Below are 18,386 nucleotides of genomic sequence, written 5' to 3' on the forward strand. Positions count from 1 at the left end.
TGTTGCCATGGGGTGCTCTCCTTGCGGATAAATTTAAGGTGCCCGGGAGGCGAAATCGCCCGGTGGGTGCCTGACTGTTATCAAGGAGCGTGCCAGGTTTTGCGAAGTCCCCGGAGGGCGGGGGGCAGAGTGCTCTGGCCTGCGATTGTGAGGGTTTTTCACTGGGGAGCGAGGGCAAAAGTGCGCAAGAAGTTGCGCAGTACTGCGCAACTTCTTGCGCACTTGGCTGCAGGCCATGTGGCGTATGGGCTGTAGCGTTTCAGAGGGGTGTTTTATTATGGGGTACTGCGCAACTTCTTGCGCAGTACGGCCGAAGGCCATCATTGGCCGTGCGATGAGTCAAAAGCAAACGATCGACGACCTGCCGTTAGATTATTTTCAGCCCCAGCACTTTCGCGCACTCTTCAATCGAACGCCTCTGCGTCTCGGCATACAACCCCAACTCATCAATGGTCGAGCGCCCCAGCGCTTGTTCGAACGCCTGTCTATTGGAGTGCTCGCCATAGTGCGCCTGCGCCGCATCCCCAAGGTTCGACTGAAAAATTCCCGCTGCACTGACCGGCAGGAAATCTTCGTACACCAGCGGCTCAGCTTTCACATAACCATTGCGCAACAAATCCTCTAGCGAGGCGTCACCGAGGCTACCCGACGCCATGCCTTTTTCCGTAGCGAAGTAGCGAAAGTACGCCAGCTCATGTTCGCGCATGCCGTCGACGCTGTCGGGAAATTCGCCAAAGTGTTGAGTCATCAGCGTGTTGTAGCGTGAGGCATTGCCTTCGTTGGGGAAATCACCGAGCTCATCGCGAGCCGCATTCAGTAATCGGTCATACAGCGCCCGGCCCTTGGGTGTCAGCGCGGCGCCGCGTTGTTCGATTTCGCCAAACCGCGCACTGTGGCTGCCACGGGTTTCGCTCTGATCGATGAATGCGACTGGCTCATCCAGCGCTTTGAAACTGGTCTGGCGCAGCAGGATCGGGCATTGCCGGCGAGGTGGGCCTTCGATCACCGCTTTGGGCGTGATGCCATGGGCCGCCATCTGTTCCTGGACGATATCGATGTCCAGCGTGCGCGGGGTCAGGTGATTGATGTGTGGGCCTTTGAACGCCACGACATCGGCGATCAACCGGTGTTGGGCGCTCAACGTCTGATACTGCGCAGCGGTAACGGTTGCGCTGTGATGCCAACGAAAGGTTTCCAATGCCTGTAGGACGAATTCCTGCGATTCGGTTTCGTTGAGTCCGCCAGCCGTTTCAGCCTGGGCGATCAAACGCAGCGCCGCGTCGGTAAAGATCGAACGTTTGGCCAGGATTGACTCGGCGAAAGCGCGCAGCTCAGGGTCTTCAATCAACTCCAGCCGCAACAACGACGTGAATACTCGAAACGGACTGATTTGCAGCGCATCTTCATGCACCGCGCGAAACGCCGTCGAATGCACTGGCACGCCCGCCGGCGTCAGGTCGTAATACCCCACCGGTTGCATGCCCATGACCGCAAACAAGCGGGCGAGGGTGGCCAGTTCCGTTGCGGTGCCGACGCGGATGGCGCCATGGCGTTCCATGTGCAGGCGTTCGATTTCGCCGGTGCTGTCTAGCTGCCCGGCGATGCCTGGCTCACGGGAAAGCACGTCACGGTTGGTCTGTTCCACCAGTTCCATCAGTGCGCCGTACAGCGGCACTTCTTCGCGGTACATATCGGACATCGCTTTGGAGAAGCGTTGGCGGATCAGGTCGGGGCTGACGAAAGGCTGCACGGTCATGAAATAAATTCCTGCCACGGTCACGTATTGGATAGGAGAAAAGATCGCAGCCTTCTCCTGCGCGGGCAAACGAAGAATCCTACGAACTTCATTCTGCCAACGACTGATCCACCCGTTCGATCCAGTGCATAACCGGCGTGCGTCCGGCGCTGGCCAGGTGGCTCTGGCAACCGATGTTGGAGGTGACGATCAACTGCGGGCGGCCGCTTTCCAAGGCATTGAGGCGGTTGTCGCGCAGTTGCCGCGCCAGTGTCGGTTGGGTCAGGGAATAGGTGCCCGCCGAGCCGCAGCACAAGTGGCCGTCCGGCACCGCCGTCAGGTTGAAACCGAGGCGGGTCAGCACCGCTTCCACCGCACCGCCGAGTTTCAGCGCGTGCTGCAAGGTGCACGGGCAATGCACAGCGATCCGCTGTTCGCTGGCGGCGCAGATCTGCTCCAGCGGTTCTTGCGCGAGAACCTGCACCAGATCGATCGTCATTTCGCTGATCCGCCGTGCCTTGTCGGCATAGACCGGATCGGCCTCGAGCAGATGCCCGTAATCCTTGATGAACGCGCCGCAGCCGCTGGCGGTCTGCACGATGGCTTCGGCGCCGTTTTGCAGGTGTGGCCACCAGGCGTCGATGTTCTGCCGGGCGCGGTCGAGCCCTTTGGCCTGGGCGTCGAGGTGATAATCCAGCGCCCCACAGCAACCGGCCTCGGCTACCGGGATGACGCTGATGCCGAGTCGGTCGAGCACCCGCGCCGTGGCGTCATTGGTGTTCGGCGACAAACCCGGCTGCACGCAGCCTTCCAGCAACATGACGCGGCGCGCATGCCGAGGGACGGGACGCAACCCCGACGTCAGCATGGGCTGCGGCAGTTTGCTTTCAAACATTCGCGGCAACAGCGGCCGAAACGTGGCGCCCACCCGCAGCAAACCTTTGAACAATCGCGGATTCGGCGCCAGTGCGCGCAGGCCTTCACGCAACAAGCGTTGCGCCGCCGGACGCGGCACTGCCTGATCAACCACCGCCCGCCCGATATCGAGCAAGTTGTGATAGTCGACGCCGGACGGACAGGTGGTTTCGCAATTGCGGCACGACAGGCAGCGGTCCAGATGCAGTTGCGTCTGTGCGGTCGCCGGCGCGCCTTCGAGCACTTGCTTGATCAGATAGATGCGCCCGCGCGGGCCATCAAGCTCATCGCCGAGCAACTGATACGTCGGACACGTCGCGTTGCAAAAGCCGCAATGCACGCAGCTACGGAGAATCTTTTCCGCCTCGGCGGCGCGGGGCAATTGTCGGGATTGCTCGCTGAGGGTTGTTTGCATGGCTAAAACTCCGCGTACATCCGGCCGGTGTTGAACAGCCCTTGCGGGTCGAGTTGCGCCTTGAGTTGCCGGTGATAGCGCAGCAGTGTCGTCGGCAACGGCTGGAACGGTGACGAGGTGGCGCCATGGGTGAAGCAGGTGGCGTGGCCGCCGAGTTCCTGGGCAAGGCTATGAATGTGTTGGCTGTCGGATTTCAACCAGCGTTGCGCGCCGGCCCAGTCGATCAGTTGCGCGCCGGGCAGATCCAGCACGCCGAGATTGTTCGGCAGCGATAGGCGCCATAACGGCAGGCCTTCGTCAAAGAATGGCGAACGTTGCTCGTTCAAATCACGCCAGAACAGCGAGTCCAGCGGTTCACCACCCAGGCGTTGATGCGCCGCCGTCACCGAGCCCTCGCCACCCTCAAGGCGCAGATACAAACTGTCGCCATCGTGGCACGCAGCGCTGATCGGCAGCGGTTGCTGGCCCCATTCGGCGAGATTGGCCAGTGCCCTGGCGCAGTCGATATCCAGGCGAATACTCAGGCATTGCCGGGGTTTGGGCAGGACTTTCAGCGAGACTTCGGTGAGCACGCTGAGGCAACCGTAACTGCCGGCCATCAGCCGCGAGAGGTCATAACCGGCAACGTTTTTCATCACTTCGCCGCCGAAACGCAGGTGTTGGCCCAGACCGGTAATCACTCGTGTACCAAGAACGAAATCGCGCACCGAGCCAGACCATGGCCGCCGAGGCCCGGACAAACCCGTCGCAATCATGCCGCCGACCGTGGCGCTTTCACCGAATGCTGGCGGCTCGCACGGTAACATTTGCCCGGCGGCATCCAGTGCCGCAAGCAACTCGGACAGTGGCGTTCCGGCGCGCACGCTGACCACCAGTTCGGTCGGCTCATAGCGCACGATGCCGCGATGCACGCGAGTGTCGAGTACCTCACCGGCCACTTCGCGGCCGAGAAACGCCTTGCTGTTGCCGCCCTGAATTTTCAGCGGCGTTGCATTGGCCCGCGCTTCATTGACCTGATCGAGCAGGGCGTTGGCGCCGTCGACGTCAGCCATCAGAAGCGCTCCAGTTCGGGAAATGGCAATTGCCCGGCATGAATGTGCATCGCGCCAAACTCGGCGCAGCGGTGCAGCGTCGGGATGTTCTTGCCGGGGTTGAGCAGGCCTAGCGGGTCGAACGCGGCTTTGACGGCGTGGAACAGGGTCAATTCTTCGCTGTTGAATTGCGCGCACATCTGGTTGATTTTTTCGCGGCCGACCCCGTGTTCGCCGGTGATGCTGCCGCCGACCTGCACGCACAGTTCCAGAATTTTGCCGCCCAGGGCTTCGGCGCGGTGCAGTTCACCGGGTTGGTTGGCGTCGAACAGAATAAGTGGATGCATGTTGCCGTCGCCGGCATGGAACACATTCGCCACGCGCAAACCGTATTCCTCGCCGAGGCGGGCGATGCCTTGCAGGACGCCGGGCAATTCGCGCCGCGGAATGGTGCCGTCCATGCAGTAATAGTCCGGCGACAAGCGGCCGATGGCCGGAAAGGCGTTTTTGCGCCCGGCCCAGAAACGCACGCGTTCGGCTTCGTCACGCGCCTGACGCACCTCAGTGGCGCCGGCCTCGGTCATCACGTCGCGAACCCGCTGGCAGTCATCGTGGACATCCGCTTCGACGCCATCGAGTTCGCACAACAGAATGGCTTCGGCGTCGACCGGATAACCGGCGTGGATAAAGTCTTCGGCGGCGCGAATGGCGAGGTTGTCCATCATCTCCAAACCGCCGGGAATTATCCCCGCGGCGATGATTTCGGCCACGGCGCGTCCGGCCTTTTCCACGGAATCGAAACTGGCCAGCAGCACTTTGGCGACCTGCGGTTTGGGCAGCAGTTTGACCGTGACTTCGGTGATGATCCCCAGCAAACCTTCAGAACCGGTGAACAGCGCAAGCAAGTCGAAACCGGGTGAATCGTAGGCTTCGGAGCCCAGGGTCAGGCGTTCGCCTTCAATCGTCAGCACTTCGATTTTCAGCAGGTTGTGCACGGTCAGGCCGTACTTGAGGCAATGCACACCACCAGCGTTTTCAGCGACGTTGCCGCCAATCGAACAGGCGATCTGCGACGAGGGATCCGGCGCGTAATACAGCCCGAACGGCGCGGCGGCCTGGGAAATCGCCAGATTGCGCACGCCTGGCTGGACCCGTGCAGTGCGGGCGGCCGGGTCGATGTGGAGGATGGTGTTGAAGCGCGCCATCACCAGCAACAGGCCTTTTTCCAGGGGCAACGCGCCGCCGGAAAGACCAGTGCCGGCGCCGCGGGCGACCACCGGAACGTTTTGTTTATGGCAGAGTTCAAGCAGGGTTTGCACCTGCTCGAGACGCCGGGGCAGGGCGACCAGCATCGGGGTGGTGCGGTAGGCGGAGAGTCCATCGCATTCGTAGGGTTTGAGTTCCTCCTCGCGCCAGAGAATGTCGAGGTCAGGGATGGCGTGTTGCAAGGCCTTGAGCAGATCGGCCTTGTTGACGTCAGGCAGCCGACCGTCGAGGCGTTCGTCGTAAAGAATGTTCATTTTTGCTTGCCCAAAAACTCCCGATACAACCGCGCGGTGTCCCCCGGCTGTTCGACCATCGGCATATGCCCGACGTGGTCCCAGACATCCACCTGCAAATTGGCGATGCCTTTGCTCCAGATCGGCACGCTGCTGACATCGATCAGGCGGTCCTTGCGGCCCCACAGCAGCAGCGCCGGGCATTTGATGTCCGGCAGTTTCGGCTCCATCGGCGGGCTGGCGCGGAAATCGCGGAAGATCTCTTCCAGTTCATCGCGCTGGTTTTCATAACGCTGGGCGATCGCATCCAGCACGGGCTTAGGCACCCACGGCGGTGAGGCCATGGTCATCGCATAAAACTGCTGGAATTCTTCCCGGGAGTTGATCAGAAACGGGTTGTGCCCACGGGCCAGGTGGCGCTCCATGTCGCTGACCTCGGGGGCGGTGACGCCGGCCGGGTCGATCAACGCCAGCGAAGCGACCCGCTCCGGATACGTTGCCGCCAGCCAGGCCGCGATGTAACCGCCCATGGAGTTGCCGATCACGTGGACTTTCTCCACGCCGCAGACGTCGAGCAACTGGATCATGCGCTTGGCCTGAACCGCAATGTCATAGCCGCCACCCGCCTTGAAGCCGGTTTCACCATGGCCGGCCAGATCCGGAATGATCACCCGATACTCGCGTACGAAATGCCGGGAGAAGCGCAGCCACAGGTTTTTGTCGCCGCTATAGCCGTGCAGCATCAGGATCGCACTGGCCGCTTCATACGGCCCACCCTGCCAGGTCGAGACGGTCATCTCGGCGATCGGCACTTCGATCTTGTGCAGTTTGTACAACTTGGCCTCGATGGCCATGTTCAGGTCATACAGCCAATGGCCGACCGCCGGATAACTCAACCAGCTCCAGGCCACGAACACCGCGAGGGCGACAAACAGCAAAAGCATCGACGTCTTCCTTATACGTAGTCAGGACAAAATGTGATCGGCCGGTTTCAGCGCCCGGGTCAAACGGTGATAGCTGAAACTGAAGCCGGGAAACATCGCGATCACATGACCGCTCTTGCTTTGATACCAACTGTGGCAGCCGCCGGACTTCCAGACCGTACGCTCCATCTCCCGGTGAATCATTGCAGTGTAGGTACGTTCTGCCTCGGGGCGCACTTCGATGCTGCGCAGACCTTTGGTTTGTACGGTGCGGATGCAGTCGATGATGTAGTTCATCTGCGATTCGATGATGAACAGCGCCGAAGTGTGGCCAATGCCGGTATTGGGCCCCGTGACGATAAACAGGTTGGGAAAGTCCGGCAGGCTGGTGCCGAGGTAGGCGCGAGGATATTCGGCCCAGACATCTCTGAGCTGCACGGCGTTCTTTCCGCTGACGGGGTAGGAAATAACGCCATCGGTAGCGTCATAGCCCGTCGACCAGACGATCAGATCAACATCGATGTGCTCGCCGTCCTGGGTGTTGATTCCGTTTTCATCGATTGAGGCGATGCCCTGCTCGCGGCTGTGCAGGGTGACATTGGGCCGGGTCAGTGCCGGGTAATAGGTGCTGGAAACCAGCACTCGTTTACAGCCGATGGTGAAATCCGGCGTGAGTTTTTGCTGGAGCAGCGGATCGTGCACCTGGCGCTTGAGAAAACGCAGCGCTTGCTTTTGCACCAGGTTAATCGCCGGTTTCGAGTACTTGAAGGCGATCACGCGGGTTTCGAACTGCCAGTAAATCAGCCAGCGCAGCAGTTTGTAGGCCGGTTTCAAACCGAGTAACCAGCGCTGAAACGGCCCGAACACTCGATCGGCGCGCGGCAGCACCCAATGCGGCGTGCGCTGGAATACATGCAGTTGCTCGACCTGCGGGGCAATAACGGGAATTATCTGCGCGGCGCTGGCACCGCTGCCGACAATGGCCACGCGTTTACCGCGATAGTCGTAGCTGTGATCCCAATTGTTTGTATGAAATGTCTTGCCCTGAAAGCGATCCTGTCCAGGAAAGCGCGGGATGACCGGTTGGCTCAATGGCCCGCTCGCATTGATCAGGAACTGCGCATGGTACGTGCCCTTGGTGGTGTGGACGGCCCAGCGTTTTTCCGTGTCGTCCCATTCGACGTGTTCGACGTTGGCTTGCAGCTCCACGCGTTCACGCAGGCCGAACGTATCGATCACGTGCTCGGTATAGCGATGCAATTCCGCTTGTTCGGCGAACATCTGTGACCAGCGGTACGGCGCGAATGACAGCGAATAAAGCGGTGAGGGCACATCCACCGCCGCGCCGGGGTAGGTGTTCTGGCACCAGGTGCCACCAAAGAAATCGCGCCGTTCCAGCAGGCGAAAATCGTCGATCCCGGCCTTGAGCAGGTTGATCGCCGCGCACTGACCGCCAAATCCGCTGCCGATGATCAACACTTGATAAGTCTGCATGGGCCTCCTTCTTATAGTCGTTTTTCCGTTTTGCTCCCTTCATGTATAGCCAAAGATTTGCACTGTGGGAGCCCAAATCCATGGAAAGCATGCGTCTTTCAGGCCGCTGACCGGTGATGGCTATTTAACGTTGCCCTGTTAGACTTTGAGCACATCTGTCCTGCACTTTGCAGGTTCCGTCGTGGTCGAGGCCCTTATGGGAAATACGGGACGAAAGGGACTTTCATTGGCAAGGAGGCTGTACACCTCAAGAGTCCTCGGGCTGGTGCTTGGGCTTTTGTGTGTGTCTGTGTCGATGTACTCGCTCGATCCGCCGTTATGGGTCTGGGCGCTGATGTTGTTCAATGGTCTGGTCTGGCCCCACCTGGCCTATCAGCTGGCGCGCCGCGCTCGGGTGCCTTTTCATGCCGAACATCGCAACCTGTTGATTGACGCCTTTTTCGGCGGCTTCTGGGTTGCTGCCATGCATTTCAATCCATTACCCGCTGCCACGACCATCTCGATGATGGCAATGAACAACGTCGCCATCGGTGGGTTGCGTTTTCTGCTGGCCGGCTCTGCGGCGCAGTTGCTTGGGGTTGGCGTAGGGTTGGTGGTGTTTGCCCCGGCGTTCATCCCGCAAACCACGCCGGCGCAGATGTACGCCTGTTTCCCGCTACTGCTGTTGTACCCGCTGGCGTTGGGCTGGATCTGCTTTCGGCAGGCCTACACGCTGGGTGTGCATAAACGTGAATTGCTGGCGCTGAGTCGCACCGACAGCCTCACTGGTCTGCTCAATCACGGTGCGTGGAAGGATCAACTGGAAATCGCCTTTCAGCGTTGCATACGGCAGAAGCAGGGCGCGGCCATTGCATTGATCGACATCGACCATTTCAAGGCAATCAACGACACCTACGGGCATGTGGCCGGCGATATCGTGTTGCGACAATTGAGCAAGATGCTCAAGCAGAACCTGCGCGCGACTGACGTTGCCGGGCGTTACGGCGGCGATGAGTTCTGCGTGATTCTCCCGGAGTTGCCGCTGTTCAATGCCGCCCAGGCCATGGAAGCGTTGCGCGAGCGTTTCGCGACACTGGGTTATGAGCAGAATCCGGCGTTGAAGGTCAGTTTGAGTATTGGCCTGGCGGCGTACGATCCGGCGCACCCCGATGCGACCCGTTGGCTCAGTGATGCGGATCAGGCGCTGTATGAGGCCAAGGCGAGTGGAAGGAACCGGGTGATCTGCAATTGCGACAGTTTGCCCAAGCAGCCATTGCTGGGACTCGGCGTGAGATAAATCCCCCCGCTGGCACCACAGCGGATTTGCGGTGTGGCCGCCCCTCACCCTAGCCCTCTCCCGGGGGAGAGGGGACTGGTCGCGTTGTTTGTGGCTAATGCGCCAAGGTGCAAGATCTACTTGAATTCAAGATCCTATTCAGCGCGGTGTATCACGTCGGCGCTGGTCCCGGGCATTTCCCAATTAGTCCACTCGCCACAGTGGTTCAACTACGCACGAAAATTAGCGAAAAGTCTGACAGAGGCTCTCGTTGCGACACTCTATCGACACACTTATAGTCCCTGTTCGCGAAAACCTCCGCGACGATCTTGGCCGGTCGAATACAGCACCTGACCCATCTGGAGTGAACTTTATGACCGACCAAGTAATGCCACGCTACCTCCCCATCGACACCTACGACGCCGAATCTCCGGTGCTCTTCATCAATACCCACAAAGAACTCAGCGACATGGCGGCCTGCGCGATGCATCGGTTTGTGGTCGTGCGCGATTTGGCGGACACCTTGTCCAGCCTCAACCTCAAAGGTATTTCAGACTTTGACCTGACGCGGGTCACCAGCGCGGTGCATCTGCTGATGCGCGAAGGGTGTGCCATTCTGGATGTGATTCAGGCGCGGGCGGCTCAGCGGGAGGAGGCTTACAAAACCCCGGTTTAGCGGTGTAGCGGCAGATGCCTTCGCGAGCAGGCTCGCTCCCACAGTGGATTTGTAGTGAGCACAGAATTTGTGTTCGACACAGATCAAATGTGGGAGCGAGCCTGCTCGCGAAGAGGCCAGTTCGGCCAGCACATCACTCCTTGACGCTCATATACTCCTTGGCCCAGAGAATGTATTCCTCCGGCTGGGTATAGGTGTGCGTCAGCTCGGTGGCGCTCAAGTCCGAAGCCTGGGTAAAGATCTGTCGCTGTTCACGCAAGCTGTCGTAGGTCGCCTTGATCGCCGCAAAGTACGCGCCGTGGCCGTCGATGGTCACGCGCACACCCAGTTCGGCCAGACGTTTGTCGTCGCGCAGCGCCGGGTTGCCGTAGGTGACCAGCATCAGTGGCACGGTCAGATGTTCGGCGATCTGTTCAAGCTGATCAAAATCCTGCACCCCGACCATACAGATGCCATCGGCGCCCGCGCCCTGGTACTGGCGGGTGCGGCTGATGATTTCCTGAATCGGCAGGATCCCGGCATTGGTGCGGGCGATGATCGCCATTTCTGTATCAACACGGGCTTCCAGCGCCGCGCGAATTTTGCCAACGCCTTCGGCCACGGTGATCAGGTCGGTGGATTTGCGCCCGAATTGCGCGGGCAGCAAGGTGTCTTCGATGGTCAGGGCGGCGACGCCGGCGCGTTCCAGTTCGACGATGGTGCGCATCACGTTGAGGGCGTTGCCATAGCCGTGGTCGGCGTCGGCAATCACCGGTAATTGGGCGACGCGGCCGATGCGGGTGGCTTGTTCGGCGAACTCGCTGAGGGTGATCAGGGCAAAGTCCGGTGCGCCCAGCACCTGCAACGAGGCCACCGAGCCACCGAGAATCCCCACTTCAAAACCCAGGTCAGCGGCAATCCGGGCGGACATCGGGTCGAACACCGAAGCCGTGTGGTAGCAGGTGTCGGAGGCCAGCAGCTGACGGAAATTACGACGCAAATCTTGATGAGAAAGCCTGGTCATACGAGTTCCACCAATACCAAAGGAATGGAACGGCTTGAGCAAAGGTGTCAACGCCGAAGAATGAAAAGGCTATCACGCGAATGGGTCAAGGATCATGACGAATTTTCGAGGTTGCTGCTCACAGTGGTTCCAGTGCTGAAAGGATTCACTTCAGTGAAGCGGTTTGTCGGTGGCTTCGCGGGCATTGGCAAGCCTTCAAGCCGCAGCGGCCTGCTGCTGTTGGTTGGGCAGCATCACCGCCCGCACCGAATTCCCCGGCTGCAGTTGCAGGCGTTTGGCCGTGAGACGGTCGATGACCAGGCTGCTGCCGACCCGGCGCGCCCGAGCAACGGTGATACGACAGTTTTCCAGGCGCCGGTTGTGGATCAGCCACAGCGGTGCCTGTTCGTCCGGGCTGCCAAGGCTCAAGGACAGCTCCAGGCTGTCACGTACCGTGCGGATGTTGCGGATCGGCGCTTCAATCACCGGCCCACCGTCGAAAATATCGATGTAGCCCTTGTGGGCGAAACCCTCGGCCTGAAGGATTTTCAGCGCCGGCTCAGTGTTCGGATGCGCCTGGCCGATGGCCGCTTGCGCCTGTTCGGTGAGCAGACAGGTGTACAGCGGTTGGCGCGGCATCAGTTCGGCGATGAACGACTTGTTGCCCAGCCCCGACAGGTGATCGGCATGGCAGAAATCCATCTGGAAGAAGTGCCGGCCAAGGCTGTCCCAGAACGGCGAACAGCCCGTTTCATCTGCGCTGCCCCGCAGTTCGGCGATCATCTTCTCGCCAAACAGATGCGGAAACTCGGCAACGAACAACAGGCGCCCCAGCGACAGCAAGCGACCGTTGCTGCCGTGACGATGGTCGTGGCTCAGGAACAACGAGCACAGTTCCGATTGCCCGGTCAGTTCGTTGTTGAGGAACAATGTCGGGATCTGCCGTTGAATGCCCAGATTCGGCGCCGAACTCACGGTCAACCCGACCCGATAGTTGTACCAGGGTTCACGCAGGCCGACCGCCCCGGCCAATGCACTGACACCGACCACACGCATGTCATCGTCTTCGAGCACGAACAGATAATCGGCGTCGGCACGCTCGACCTGCTCGGCGAACGCGCGTTGTGCCCAGCGCACCCGGTGTGACAGGCGATCTTCATTGACCGGCAGGGTGGTGAACCCCGGGCCGGCCTGTTCTACCAGCGCCATCAAGGCTCGCAGGTCGCTGACTTTAACCGGGCGGACAATCATGCTGTAACTCCTTCTGCGCGCCTGTTCGGGCACTGTCGTTGGGTGCAGAACCGGGCGTGGTTCACAGGGCAATCAGCCGAATCGGGCTGCCATTGGTCACGTTCAGCGCCGCACACATCGCAGGGGTGAGGGACAGGGGTTGATCGGGTTGGTAATCCAGTTCGGCGACGATGGCGCGGAAACCGTGCAGCGCGTCATTGCTCAACAGGTAACGGCCACGGGCATCAATGTGTGGCTGTTGCTGCACAGGCGCGATCTGGCTGCGGACGATCGAGTGGATGTTCGTCGTGCGCGCATACAGCGTCGGGCCGGCGTCGAACAGGTCGATGTAGCTGTTGGTTTCAAAGCCTTCACGCTCAAGAATGTCGAAGGCTTCCTGGCCGTCCGGATGAATACGGCCAATACAGTCCCGAGCCGCTTGCGGCAGCATCGGTACATAGATCGGGTATTGCGGAAACAATTCGGCGAGAAACGCGCGGCTCTGCATTCCGCACAGTCGCTCGGCTTCGACGTAAGGCAGGTCAAAGAAATGCTTGCCCAGGGCGTCCCAGAACGGCGACTGCCCGTTTTCGTCGCTGTAGCCGACGATTTCGGTGATCACTGCTTCGGCGAAGCGTGGCGCGTGAGCCGCGATGAACAGCAATCGTGCCCGCGAGAGCAATTCGGAAAATGGCGTTCGCACCAGCGCGACGTCGATATGGAAACCGCGCAGCAGCGTGTGGTCGTTCAGGTCGTGACACAACGACAGCGCCGGCACGCCGTGCTCGATGTTCAATTCCCGCGAGGCACTGGTGAAGTGACGGTTGCGCAGGCTGTAGAAGGGTTCGTCGAAGCCGGCGGTGGCGAGAATCTCCGAGCAGCCGACCAGACGTTGACTGTCGAGGTCTTCCAGCACGAAGAAGTAGTTCTCTGGGCCTTGGGCCGTGGCGTCACTGGCAAACGAGGCACAGGAGCCGGCGATTTTCTCGCGCAGTCGCTCGCTGTCGTCCGGCAGGGAGGTTACCCCCACCAGACTGTCACGGGCCAATTGTTGGAGCTGGGTCAGGTCAGTCTGCTCGACTGGGCGTAAGACCAGCATGGATGTACTCCTGTATCAAAAGGTTCGGCAAATTTGCCGAACCTGACTATCACTGTCGGTTTCCACGCGTTAAATCGGCGGTCGCCTGATTTGTTGTCAGACGCCGCTCTTTTTCTTGTCAGCCGTTGCTTGGGTCAGGCAACGCGGTCGTGGCGCTGAACTTGTTGAGGAAGAACAGGTACACCAGGCCCAGGGCGATCCAGATCAGGCCGAGTTTCTGCGCATCGACACCCATGTTGACCATGATGGCCGCAACGATGATGAAGCCGATCACCGGGCAGATCAGGTGGCGCACAACCTGACCGGACTTTTGCCGACGCCAGTAGTAGTTGATCACTGTCAGGTGCAGCAGCATGAAACCGCTGAGCGCGCCGAAGTTGACCAGCGAGGTCAGGGTGTCGACCGAGTTGATGAACAGGTAGCAGATCAGCAGCGACAGCACCGCCACCAGATAAATGCTCATGTACGGCGTGTTGTGTTTCGGATGAACCCTGGCCAGTATTTTTGGCAGCTTGCCGTCACGGGCCATGCCGAACAGCAGGCGCGACACCGCAGATTGCGAAGTGACCGCCACAGCGATACCCCAGGACAGCGCCGTGGCGACGGCCGTGAGGGTCGCCAGCCAGCTACCGGCGGCGAGTTCGGCGATTTCATAGAACGCGGTGTCGGCGGACTTGAAGCCCAGACCGGCGGCCAGATCGGTAGCGATCCAGGTTTGCACGACGAAAATCGTGCCCATCACCACCAGCGTGATCAACGCAGCTTTGCCAACACTGCGACCCGGATCGCCCTTGATTTCTTCAGCGAGGGTGGAAATCGCATCGAAGCCCAGGAACGACAGCACGGCAATCGACACGGCTTGCATCAGCAGGGCGAAGTTAAAGGTTTGCGGGTTGTACAGCGGCGCCAACGTCAGCTCGCCGTTGCCGCCACCGTTGTGCAGGGCGGTCCAGGCATAGAACAGGAAGATGCCCAGCACGACCAGTTGCGCCAGCAGGAAGACAATGTTCATCCGTGCGGTAAACGTGATACCGCGCAAGTTGACGAAGGTAGCGCTGACAAGGAATGCCAGAATGAAGCCGACTTTCGGAATGTCCGGGTACAAGTGGTTGAGCGCCATTGCCGCGTACACGTACAGCAGCGGTGGGATCAGCAGGTAGTCAAGCAGCATCAGCCACCCGGCGATGAAGCCGACGTGTTGATTGAGGCCGCGTTGCGCGTAGGAATACACCGAGCCTGCAACCGGGAAAGCGCGGGCCATGCTGCCGTAGCTCAACGCGGTAAACACCATGGCCACCATGCCGATGATGTACGCCAGCGGCACCATCCCCGGTGCCTCGGCGTTGACGTAGCCATACACGCCGAACGGGGCGATGGGGATCATGAAGATCATCCCGTACACCACCAGGTCGGTGAGCGTCAGGCTACGTTTCAACTCTTGCTTGTAGCCGAATTCTTCAATTTCCATGAAGCGCAACTCCTTGTAAGCCAATCAGTCGTTTTTTAGTTGTTATATCGGTCCATCGTTTACAGCTTCAGCAATGCTTTCGTTACAGCAACGGCGCGAGGTATCCGGCCCAGCGCGACACCGCTTCGGGGCTGCGCAGCAAGTCGTTGCGCACCTCGATCAACACCGAATCCAGGCCGCGGGCATCGCCGTGTACCGGTACTGTCATGTCGCCCAGCGGGTCAATCCTGTACGGCTGATTGCCTGCAACTATCAGCGGATGTTTTTCCAGATCGTCGAGCAGGCGCTGGGCATACGCCCTGGCCTGGCCAAACAGCACACCGACTTCCATGGCGCGCGGCTGGCCGTAATACACCGGCGTAAAGCTGTGAATCCCGACTATGCGCACCGGTTGACCCTTGGCAATGCGCGCGTCGATCAGTGTTTGCAAGCGCGTGTGAAACGGCTTGAACAGCGTCTGCCGGCGGTACTCGCGCGTGGCTTCGTCCAGCTCACGATTGCCCGGCACCTGATAGATCTCGCTCTGCAGCGGAATGCTGTCGGGGGCATGCCGTGGCCGATTGAGGTCGATCAGTAGCCGCGAATAGTTGGCGCTCAACAGCGTGGCGCCGAGTGTTGCCGACAATTGCTCGGCCAGTTCCAGCGCACCAATGTCCCAGGCGATGTGCTCGCGGGCGGCTGTATCGTCCAGGCCCAGATTATTCAGGGCCTCGGGGATGTAGCGACTGGCGTGCTCGCACACCAGAATCAATGGATGCGTCGAGTCGGCGCGGCTCAGGTTGTAGACCGGTCTGGTAAACAATCCCAGCTCGGCGGATTCAGTACACGCGTGCATAGTGCTCACAAAGTTCAGCGATCGAGAGCTGTTCCGTCAGCGCCAGTTCCTCGGTTTTAAGGGCGTAATAACTGTCGAGCAACGGTTTGGGCAGCCATTCATTCAGGGCTGCACTGTCGCGCAGGCAATCCAGTGCCTGAGCCAGCGAGGCGGGCAGGGCGACGATGCCCCGCGCCTGACGTTGCTCGTCATTGAGTGAGTCGGGGATTTCATTGGTGATTGCGTTCAGCGCCAGACGCTGTTCGATGCCCAGCCGTCCGGCGATCAGGAGCGCGGCCATCGCCAGATGCGGCGAGGCGGTGGCGTCCATGGCGCGAAATTCCAGGTTGAACTGCTTCGCCACGGCTTTGCCGCCCAGCGTCGAGGTCGGGCAGATGCGCAACGCTGCTTCGCGGTTCTGCTGCCCCAGGCAGGCGTAAGAGGCGCTCCAGTGATTTGGCTGCAAGCGCTCGTACGAGAGCGGTGTCGGTGCGGTGATTGCACACAGCGCCGGCAAGTAATGCAGGATACCCGCTGCCCAATGCTGGCCGAGGCTCGACAGACCATTGCTGGTGCCTGCGTCGTAAAGCATCGGCTGGCCGTCCAGATCAAGCAGGCTGACGTGCAGGTGCACGCCGTTGCACATCGCATCAGCGGCGGTCTTCGGTGCGAAGCTCAGGTCCAGGCCCATTTGCCGGGCGATCTCCCGGGCAATTTCGCGCACATTCACCGCGCGGTCTGCGGCTGCGACCCCCAGCGCTGGTCGGCAAGTGATTTCGAATTGATGCTTGCCGTATTCGGGCAGAAACATTTCCGGCTCGACGCCGCCGGCACGCAGAGCGCTGAGCAGCCAGCCGCCGAACTCGGCGCCCTGACGCTGGGCTTCAAGCGAAAACGCCGGGGGTTCAGCCACGTCTGCATGCAGGTTGAATTCGTGTTCGAACGCGGCGTTGACCTGCAAGCCCAAATCGTCGCGGTAGCGCTCGACCTCATCGCGCAGCAGCGGGCGTGGACAGGCGCCGAATGGCCGACCGTCGGTTTCGCGCAGATCGCCGTGGATGAAGTCCAGCGGCGGGGCGTTCACATCCGGCCCGTTGCTCACGGTAACGCGGCTGCCCAGATCCGGGATCAAACGCAAGTCGCCATAAGCGCCCCACGGGCTGGTCGAAGCAATGGAGTCCTGCGGGGTCAGGGCGCTGTTGGCCGGCACCCAGCCACAACCGGGGGCCTGATAATGCTCAAGTTCGTCGGTGGGGAACGAGCGGCCACGGGTAATGCCGATCAGGTCAGTGGTGACGATAGTGGTCATCGGCAGCGGCGTCAGACGGGCGCTCATGGCTGCATCTCCTGCAACCGGCCGAGCACGGTGTCGGTGTCGGTGATCCAGCAGTAACCCTTGATCGCGTTCAGGCACGCGTGATGGCGTTCGGCAGTGTGGGTGGCGCAGGCGTCCTCGACCAGAGTCACCAGATAGCCACGGTCGGCAGCATCGCGCACGGCCATGTCCACGCACTGGTCGGTAACGATGCCGGCGATGATCAAATGGCGGGTCGCGAGGTTGCGCAGCACATAATCGATGTTGGTCGAGTTGAAGACCCCGGACGAGGTTTTCGGCAAATAGATTTCGTTTTCTGCAGGCGCCAGTTCGGCGATGATCTGTGCCTGCGGGCTGCCTTTGGGGACGTTCAGATTGGACAGTTTGTGGTCCAGCGAGCGGTCGCGGCCATCGGCGGTAAGGCTCTCTATGACGGTGTGCAGCACGTTCTGTTGCGCTGCGCGAAAGCCATTCAGCAGACGTTGTTGATTGGGCACGACCTGCGTACGCACACGGCTGCGAAAATACTCACCACCCGGCTCAGTGAGGTGCGGGTCGAACTGCGGATCGAGCCAGGCACGCTGCATGTCCACCAGCAACAATGCCGTGTGGTCAGTGACAAATGGCAGGTCTCGCGGCGAGCGGTGTGGAAGGGTGAACATCCTTATTTATCCTCCAGAAGGTGCGTATTGAAGTCGTTGCGCAGGGCGTCGATGCCTTCCAGGCGATCGGCCAGATTCGTGGTGCGCAGGGTCAGGCTGGCGATCAGTGCTTCGACTTGCGCCAGCGCCGGCACCATAGTGTCGAATGGCGAGGCTGACTCTACGGGGGCGCTGATAATCAGGTCGGCCAGTTCGCGCAGTGGCGAGGCGTAGATGTCGGTGAAGAGCACCACGCGTGCATTGTTGTTTTTCGCCGCGCTGGCCACGCGCAGGGCCTGGGACTGGTAACGGCGATAGTCAAACAGCAACACCACATCCTGGCGTTGCAGATCGAACAGGCGATCAGGCAATTGCGCGTTGTCTTCCAGTGCAAAGCAGCCGGTGCGCAGAAGGCGCAAGTGATTGAGCAAGTAGCTCGCCATCAGGCTGCTGAAGCGTCCGCCGAAGCAGTACACCTGATGCCGGGTATCGAGCAGCCAGTCCGTGAGGATGCGTACGTCTTCAGGTTGAGTCAGTGATTGCGTTTCAACCAGCAGGCGATGGCTGTCGGCCAGATAATGACTCCAGGCGTCGTCCTTGTTTTGCTGGGCACGAGGTTGCAGCAGGGTGCGTGGTGAGCGCAGGCGATGATCCATGTCGCTCAGGAGCGCATCCTGGAACTCGGCGTAACCGCCGAAACCAAGTTTTTTCACCAGTCGCACGATGGTCGGGTCGCTGACGCCGGCGTGTTCGGCCAGTCGTGCCATCGGTCCCAGACCGTTGCGTGGGTATTGATCAAGCAGGGCGCGAACGACTTTGCGTTCTGACGGTGTCAGATCGAGGCCGGGATCGGTGATCAGGTCTCTGAGAGGGGGCATCCTGGCTCCTGCTGGA

General features: G+C 60.4%; 16 protein-coding genes. 2 read left to right on the forward strand and 14 right to left on the reverse strand.

The annotated features are described in order from the left end of the window. Nucleotides 1–367: 367 nt before the first annotated feature. From hglS to JJD74_RS23110, 6 genes are all read right to left on the reverse strand, one after another. Complete coding sequence (gene hglS, locus JJD74_RS23085) at nucleotides 368–1,756, reverse strand: 2-oxoadipate dioxygenase/decarboxylase HglS (RefSeq protein WP_200616899.1); 1,389 nt, start codon at nucleotides 1,754–1,756, stop codon at nucleotides 368–370. An 88-nt stretch (nucleotides 1,757–1,844) separates the two neighbouring features. Further along, nucleotides 1,845–3,065, reverse strand: a complete 1,221-nt coding sequence (glcF, locus tag JJD74_RS23090; RefSeq protein WP_200616900.1) for a glycolate oxidase subunit GlcF — start codon at nucleotides 3,063–3,065, stop codon at nucleotides 1,845–1,847. A gap of 2 nt (nucleotides 3,066–3,067) precedes the next feature. Continuing rightward, nucleotides 3,068–4,117 (reverse strand): glycolate oxidase subunit GlcE, encoded by a 1,050-nt coding sequence (gene glcE / locus JJD74_RS23095; RefSeq protein WP_200616901.1) that lies wholly within the window; start codon nucleotides 4,115–4,117, stop codon nucleotides 3,068–3,070. Next, on the reverse strand, nucleotides 4,117–5,616 hold the full coding sequence (glcD, locus tag JJD74_RS23100) for a glycolate oxidase subunit GlcD (RefSeq protein ID WP_200616902.1): 1,500 nt from the start codon (nucleotides 5,614–5,616) through the stop codon (nucleotides 4,117–4,119). Before glcD ends, glcE begins: the two co-directional genes overlap by 1 nt. After that, entirely contained in the window at nucleotides 5,613–6,539 is a 927-nt protein-coding gene (locus JJD74_RS23105) for an alpha/beta fold hydrolase (RefSeq protein WP_200616903.1), read from the reverse strand. Before JJD74_RS23105 ends, glcD begins: the two co-directional genes overlap by 4 nt. Nucleotides 6,540–6,560: 21 nt before the next feature. Then, a complete protein-coding gene (locus JJD74_RS23110; protein ID WP_200616904.1) occupies nucleotides 6,561–8,012 on the reverse strand; it encodes a flavin-containing monooxygenase in 1,452 nt (483 codons plus the stop codon). A 196-nt stretch (nucleotides 8,013–8,208) separates the two neighbouring features. Between JJD74_RS23110 and JJD74_RS23115 the strand changes: the two genes are divergently transcribed. Next, the gene (locus tag JJD74_RS23115; protein WP_042559749.1) at nucleotides 8,209–9,288 is read left to right on the forward strand and encodes a diguanylate cyclase; all 1,080 of its coding nucleotides are present in this window, start codon (nucleotides 8,209–8,211) and stop codon (nucleotides 9,286–9,288) included. 352 nt (nucleotides 9,289–9,640) lie between these two features. Further along, nucleotides 9,641–9,943, forward strand: a complete 303-nt coding sequence (locus tag JJD74_RS23120) for a hypothetical protein (RefSeq protein ID WP_047300569.1) — start codon at nucleotides 9,641–9,643, stop codon at nucleotides 9,941–9,943. Nucleotides 9,944–10,076: 133 nt separating this feature from the next. Here the strand turns inward: JJD74_RS23120 and JJD74_RS23125 are convergent, their stop codons facing one another. The 8 genes from JJD74_RS23125 to JJD74_RS23160 form a co-directional block, all read right to left on the reverse strand. Continuing rightward, entirely contained in the window at nucleotides 10,077–10,946 is an 870-nt protein-coding gene (locus JJD74_RS23125) for an isocitrate lyase/PEP mutase family protein (protein WP_042559747.1), read from the reverse strand. 195 nt (nucleotides 10,947–11,141) lie between these two features. Then, nucleotides 11,142–12,176, reverse strand: coding sequence for an arginine N-succinyltransferase (gene astA / locus JJD74_RS23130; protein ID WP_042559746.1), 1,035 nt, complete (start codon nucleotides 12,174–12,176; stop codon nucleotides 11,142–11,144). Between the two features lie 61 nt (nucleotides 12,177–12,237). Continuing rightward, complete coding sequence (locus JJD74_RS23135; RefSeq protein WP_200616905.1) at nucleotides 12,238–13,254, reverse strand: arginine N-succinyltransferase; 1,017 nt, start codon at nucleotides 13,252–13,254, stop codon at nucleotides 12,238–12,240. Nucleotides 13,255–13,372: 118 nt separating this feature from the next. Further along, nucleotides 13,373–14,722, reverse strand: a complete 1,350-nt coding sequence (locus JJD74_RS23140; protein WP_042559744.1) for an APC family permease — start codon at nucleotides 14,720–14,722, stop codon at nucleotides 13,373–13,375. An 82-nt stretch (nucleotides 14,723–14,804) separates the two neighbouring features. Next, nucleotides 14,805–15,557 carry an N-formylglutamate amidohydrolase gene (locus JJD74_RS23145; protein WP_115146783.1) on the reverse strand — a complete coding sequence of 251 codons (753 nt, stop codon included), beginning with the start codon at nucleotides 15,555–15,557 and terminating at the stop codon, nucleotides 14,805–14,807. Beyond that, nucleotides 15,541–16,872 (reverse strand): glutamine synthetase, encoded by a 1,332-nt coding sequence (locus tag JJD74_RS23150; RefSeq protein ID WP_200616906.1) that lies wholly within the window; start codon nucleotides 16,870–16,872, stop codon nucleotides 15,541–15,543. The genes JJD74_RS23145 and JJD74_RS23150 overlap by 17 nt, the downstream gene beginning before the upstream one ends. Then, a complete protein-coding gene (locus JJD74_RS23155; protein ID WP_200616907.1) occupies nucleotides 16,869–17,513 on the reverse strand; it encodes an isochorismatase family cysteine hydrolase in 645 nt (214 codons plus the stop codon). The genes JJD74_RS23150 and JJD74_RS23155 overlap by 4 nt, the downstream gene beginning before the upstream one ends. Nucleotides 17,514–17,515: 2 nt before the next feature. Next, nucleotides 17,516–18,370 (reverse strand): MurR/RpiR family transcriptional regulator, encoded by an 855-nt coding sequence (locus JJD74_RS23160; RefSeq protein WP_047300574.1) that lies wholly within the window; start codon nucleotides 18,368–18,370, stop codon nucleotides 17,516–17,518. Between the last annotated feature and the right edge of the window lie 16 nt (nucleotides 18,371–18,386).

The sequence above is a fragment of the Pseudomonas sp. MF6776 genome (assembly GCF_016613125.1).
GTDB lineage: Bacteria > Pseudomonadota > Gammaproteobacteria > Pseudomonadales > Pseudomonadaceae > Aquipseudomonas > Aquipseudomonas iridis.